The organism is Micromonospora arida (assembly GCF_003857035.1).
Taxonomy (GTDB): Bacteria; Actinomycetota; Actinomycetes; order Mycobacteriales; family Micromonosporaceae; genus Micromonospora; species Micromonospora arida.
In genome coordinates this window covers 1-5,418 of sequence record NZ_QGSY01000045.1, presented here as the reverse complement: position 1 = coordinate 5,418, position 5,418 = coordinate 1, and the positions used below count along the sequence as shown (strand labels likewise).

Below are 5,418 nucleotides of genomic sequence, written 5' to 3'. Positions count from 1 at the left end.
GTACTGGTTGGGGTTGGTGGGGTCAGGGCTTCGGTCAGGTCGGGGGCGAGGAGGCCGATCTGCCACTCGCGGGCATTGAGGCCGCGCAGGGTCTCCGCGACCGACGCCTCGGTGATCTCCTCCGGAGGGGTCCAGGCCACCCGGCGGACCGAATCCGGAGTGATCAGGTTTTCCGGCGGAAGGTTGTGCTCACCCGCGATGCGGATCACGACCTCCCGGCAGCGGGCCAGCCGACCGGCCGCCACCGGGTCCCGCTCGGCCCATCGGTGCGGCGGAGGCGGGCCCTCCACGGCCGGCGAGACCGGCAGGGAATCCTCCGGCAGCTGCCGGGCGTCGTCGAGCGCGGCGAGCCAGGTGCGGGCCAGCCGACGGACCGACCGACCACCGAAGCCGGGGAGGGTCAGCAGGGTCTTCTCGTCCTTCGGGTCCAGTTCCGCCGCGGCGATGATCGCCGAGTCGGGCAACACCCGACCGGGAGCGGCGTCCCGCCGGGCCGCGATCTGGTCCCGGGCGTACCACATCGAGCGGACCCGGGCCTGGGCCCGCGCCCCCCGCAGCCGGTGGATGCCGGAGGTGCGCCGCCACGGCTCCGCCCGGACCCGGGGCGGACGTGCCCCGGTGCGGACCAGGGCGGCGAACTCCTCCGCGGCCCAGGCCGACTTGCCCTGCCGGGTCAACTCGGCGTCCAGCGCGTCGCGCAGGTCGGTGAGCATCTCCACGTCGAGGGCGGCGTACGTCAACCACGACTCTGGCAGCGGTCGGCTCGACCAGTCGGCCGCCGAGTGGTGCTTCTCCAGGGTGAACCCGAGCAGCTGCTCGGTGAGCGCGGCCAGCCCGACGCGTTCGAAGCCGGCCAGCCGAGCCGCCAGCTCGGTGTCGAACAGTCGGCGTGGACGCAACCCCACCTCGGCCAGGCAGGGCAGATCCTGGCTGGCCGCGTGGAGGACCCACTCGGCCTCACCGATCACCGCGTCCAGCGCGCTGAGGTCGGGCAGGGGCAGCGGGTCGATCAGCGCCGTGCCCGCACCGGCCCGGCGCAGTTGCACCAGGTACGCGCGCTGGCTGTAGCGGTAGCCGGAAGCCCGTTCGGCGTCCAGGGCGACCGGGCCGGTGCCCGCCGCGAAGCGGGCCACGACCTCGGCAAGCTCGGCCGGGGTGGCCACCGGATCGGGGGTGCCGTCACGCGGTGCGATCAGCGGAACGGGCCCACCGTCGGTCGGGTCGGCCCCCTCGCCCGCCGGCTGCGGCTGGGCCGACGGCGGGTGCTGGGGTGCGTTTCCCGGAAGTTCTTCGGTGGGCCGACGGCGCAGGGGTGGTTCGTCGGTCACCTGCCAACCCTAGTGCGCGCGGAGATCCGGCGGGTGCAGCCGGTCCGGCGTGTGTCGATCAGGTGTCCGCAAAGTGTCCTGCCGAGGGCCGAACGTCAGGCTGCGCCGGCCGGGCGGCGATCGGAGAGGGCGGTGACGCCGGGTGGGGGGAGACCGGCGGTGGAGGCGAGCAACGCGCACCAGCCGTGCAGGTGTGGGGTCAGGTCGTCGTCGATCGGCGTCCAGGACGCGCGGATCTCGATGTCACCGATGGTCGGTGGCCCGGCGAGATCGCCGAACCGGGTCGACATGGTCTGCGTCACCGTTCCGCCGATCGCCCGGTGGCCGGCGTCCTGGGCGTCCAACGCGTCGGTCAGCCACGTCCAGCCGACCCCGGGCAGCAGCGGGTCGGCGGCCAGATCGACCTCCAACTCGGCGGTCACGTAGGTGACCAGCCGTAGGGTGCCCTGCCACGCCTCGTGCCCGACCGGGTTGTGCAGCAGGATCAGCCGGCCGGTCGCCACCTCGTCGTCGTCGCGCAGCACGGTCGCGGCGAGCGCGAACGCGTACGGGGCCAGCCGCTGGGGCGCGCCGACCTCCTCCAGGGTGATCTCCGGCCGCGGGGTGGTCGACCGCAGCCCGGCGACCGCTCGGGCGAACGTCTCCGGGAGGGCGATCGGGGGGGCCATGTCGGCAGCCTATGCCGCCGCCCGTCGCCCGCTTCGACGGCGCGCCGACGCTCGTGAAGGGCGCCGGGCGTAAGGAACGGTGCCCTTCCTCTCACCCCCACCCGGTTGGGGGTGGCCGGCGTGGCACGATTGCGGCGATGACCACGGACACCACGGGCACTGTCGCCCGAGACGGAGATTCCCGCCCCGGCGGACCGGCCGACTCGCCCTTCATCCGGGCCTGCCGACGTCGGCCCGTCCCGCACACCCCGGTCTGGTTCATGCGCCAGGCCGGCCGCTCCCTCCCGGAGTACCGGGAGATCCGGGCGAGCGTGCCGATGCTGGAGTCCTGCCGGCGCCCGGAGCTCGTCACCGAGATCACCCTCCAGCCGGTGCGCCGGCACGGCGTGGACGCGGCGATCCTGTTCAGCGACATCGTGGTGCCCGTCGCCGCCGCCGGGATCGACCTGGACATCGTGCCGGGCACCGGCCCGGTGGTGGCCGAGCCGATCCGCACCGCCGCCGACGTGGAACGGATCCGCCGGATCACCCGCGACGACGTCTCGTACGTCGACGAGGCCGTCCGGCAGTTGGTGGTCGAGCTGGGCGACACCCCGCTGATCGGTTTCGCCGGCGCGCCGTTCACGCTGGCCAGCTACCTGGTCGAGGGCGGGCCGTCGCGCACCCACGCGAAGACCAAGGCCCTGATGTACGGCGACCCCGAGCTGTGGCACGCGCTCTGTGCCCGGCTGGCCGAGGTGACGTTGGCCTTCCTGCGGGTGCAGATCGAGGCCGGCGTCTCCGCCGTGCAGCTGTTCGACTCGTGGGCCGGCGCGCTCTCCGAGGCCGACTACCGCCGTTTCGTGTTGCCGCACTCGACCACCGTGCTGAGCGGGCTGGTCGATGACTGCTCCGGGTCGGGGCGCGGCGACAGACGCGCCGAGCCGGAGCGGTCGCCCGCCGGGGTGCCCCGGATCCACTTCGGGGTGGGCACCGCCGAGCTGCTCGGCGCGATGGGCGAGGCCGGGGCCGACGTGGTCGGCGTCGACTGGCGTACGCCGCTGGACGTGGCCACCGGCCGGATCGGCGCGGACAAGGCGGTGCAGGGCAACCTGGACCCGTGCGTCCTGCTCGCGCCGTGGCCCGTCGTCGAGGCCGAGGTGCGCCGCATCCTGGAGCAGGGCCGGGCGGCCCCCGGGCACGTGTTCAACCTCGGCCACGGGGTGCTGCCGGAGACCGACCCGGAGGTGCTGACCCGGGTGGTCGCGCTGGTGCACGAGCTGTCCAGCCGCCGAGCCGACCAGGGCTGACCGGGAATGCGGCAGCCCTGGCGGGTGGCGGTGGTCGGCGGCGGGATCGCCGGCCTGGCCGCCGCGGTCCGCCTGCGCGACCGCGCACCCGCCGGCACCGAGATCACGGTGTACGAGCAGTCCGGCGTGCTGGGCGGGAAGTTGCGCTCCGGGGAACTGGCTGGTCAGCCGGTGGAGTTCGGCGCGGAGTCGTTCCTGATGCGCGACCCGACCGGCGCCGAGAGCGCGGCGGTGGCGTTGGCCCGCCGGCTCGGATTGGCCGAGAAGATCGTGCACCCCACCGTGGGGCGGGCCGCGCTGGTCATCGACGGAGGGCTGCGCCCCATCCCGGGCGGCACCCTGGTGGGCGTACCCGGGGATCTGGATCGGGTGGCCACGGTCGCCCGCCCGGCCGCGGACGCCGACACCGACGGCGGTCGGCCGCTGGTCGGGCCGGACGCGGACGTCTCGGTGGGCGCGCTGGTCCGGTCCCGCTTCGGCAACGAGGTGGTCGAGCGGCTGGTCGACCCGATGCTGGGCGGCGTGTACGCCGGCCGCGCCGACGATCTTTCCCTGGTCACGACGATGCCGGCGCTGGCCCGCACGGCCCGGGTGGAGCACACCCTGGTCGGCGCGGTCCGGGCCGCGCAGGCCGCCGCGCCGCGTGCGCCCGGCGCCCCGGTCTTCGGCACCCTCGCCGGTGGGCTGAGCACCCTGATCGAGGCGGCGGTGACGGCCAGCGGCGCGACGGTACGGCGGGACGCCGCCGTGCGCGAGTTGACCCCCACCGGCACCGGCTGGCGGCTCACCGTCGGCCCGACCCGTGACCCCGAGCTGGTGGACGTGGACGCCGTGGTGCTTGCGGTGCCGGCGCGCCCGGCGGCGCGGCTGCTCGCCGGCCCCGCGCCGGCGGTGGCAGCGGGCGTCGGCGCGCTGGACTACGCGAGCGTCGCACTGGTCACCATGGCGTTGCCGCAGCCGCGACTGCCCGAGCTGTCCGGCTTCCTGGTGCCGAGTACCGAGGGTCTACTGATCAAGGCGGCGACCTTCTTCACCACCAAGTGGGGGCACCTGCGCCGGCCCGACGGGTTGGCCCTGGTGCGCGCCTCGGTGGGCCGGTACGGCGAGGAGGCGCACCTTCAGCGCCCCGACACGGACCTGGCGGCCACCGTGCACCGGGAGCTGTCGGCGGTGCTCGGCACCCCGCTACCCGCCCCGGTCGACGGGCACGTGCAGCGGTGGGGCGGTGCGCTGCCGCAGTACGCGCCAGGGCACGCCGACCGGCTCGGCGCCGCGCGGACAGCGCTGCGGGCAGCGCACCCCACCCTGGTCCTCGCCGGCGCCGGCTACGACGGCGTCGGCATTCCGGTCTGCGTCCGCTCCGGCGAGACGGCGGCCGAAGAGATCATCACAGCACTGGGAGGATCGGCGAGATGACCGAGCAGACCAACGCGGCCCGGTTGCGGGAGCTGAACGAAAGCATCCGCTACACCATGTGGTCGGTGTTCCGGGCCAGTTCCCCGCTGCCGTCGCTGCGGGACAACGTCACCGGCGAGGTGGTGTCCCTCTTCGAGGAGCTGGCCGGCAAGGACGTCGTGATCCGGGGCGTGTACGACGTCTCCGGGCTGCGCGCCGACGCGGACGTGATGATCTGGTGGCACTCCGCGTCCAGCGACGCGCTCCAGGACGCTTACCTGCGGTTCCGCCGCACCACGCTGGGCCGGGCGCTGACCCCGGTGTGGTCGCAGATGGCGCTGCACCGGCCGGCCGAGTTCAACAAGAGCCACATCCCGGCGTTCCTGGCCGGTGAGGAGGCTCGCCCCTACATCTGTGTGTACCCGTTCATCCGCTCCTACGAGTGGTACCTCCTGCCCGACGCCGAGCGGCGCGAGATGCTGGCCGAGCACGGCAAGTTGGCCCGCGGCTACCCGGACGTACGGGCCAACACGGTCGCCTCGTTCGCGCTCGGCGACTACGAGTGGATGCTCGCCTTCGAGGCCGACGAACTGCACCGGATCGTTGACCTGATGCGGGACCTGCGCGCCTCCAGCGCCCGCCGGCACGTCCGCGAAGAGGTCCCGTTCTACACCGGCCGCCGCCGTTCGGTAGCCGAAATCGTCAACTGCCTGGTCTGACGGGCCCTCCGCCCCCAGC

At 74.3% G+C, this 5,418-nt stretch carries 5 protein-coding genes; 3 read left to right on the top strand and 2 right to left on the bottom strand.

Annotated features, from left to right (window positions below; translation table 11 throughout):
• The coding region (locus DLJ58_RS00620) for a ribonuclease D (RefSeq protein WP_148097956.1) at positions 1-1,328 on the bottom strand (1,328 nt) is incomplete at its 3' end.
• A gap of 95 nt (positions 1,329-1,423) precedes the next feature.
• Positions 1,424-1,996 carry a DUF3000 domain-containing protein gene (locus DLJ58_RS00615; protein WP_124853370.1) on the bottom strand — a complete coding sequence of 191 codons (573 nt, stop codon included), beginning with the start codon at positions 1,994-1,996 and terminating at the stop codon, positions 1,424-1,426.
• 137 nt (positions 1,997-2,133) lie between these two features.
• Between DLJ58_RS00615 and hemE the strand changes: the two genes are divergently transcribed.
• The 3 genes from hemE to hemQ are packed head-to-tail and all read left to right on the top strand — an operon-like array spanning position 2,134 to position 5,399.
• Positions 2,134-3,285 carry a uroporphyrinogen decarboxylase gene (gene hemE, locus DLJ58_RS00610; protein ID WP_124853369.1) on the top strand — a complete coding sequence of 384 codons (1,152 nt, stop codon included), beginning with the start codon at positions 2,134-2,136 and terminating at the stop codon, positions 3,283-3,285.
• 6 nt (positions 3,286-3,291) lie between these two features.
• Positions 3,292-4,701: a protoporphyrinogen oxidase gene (gene hemG / locus DLJ58_RS00605; RefSeq protein WP_124853368.1), complete on the top strand. Its 1,410-nt coding sequence runs from the start codon at positions 3,292-3,294 to the stop codon at positions 4,699-4,701.
• Positions 4,698-5,399: a hydrogen peroxide-dependent heme synthase gene (hemQ, locus tag DLJ58_RS00600; RefSeq protein WP_124853367.1), complete on the top strand. Its 702-nt coding sequence runs from the start codon at positions 4,698-4,700 to the stop codon at positions 5,397-5,399. The genes hemG and hemQ overlap by 4 nt, the downstream gene beginning before the upstream one ends.
• Positions 5,400-5,418: the final 19 nt, after the last annotated feature.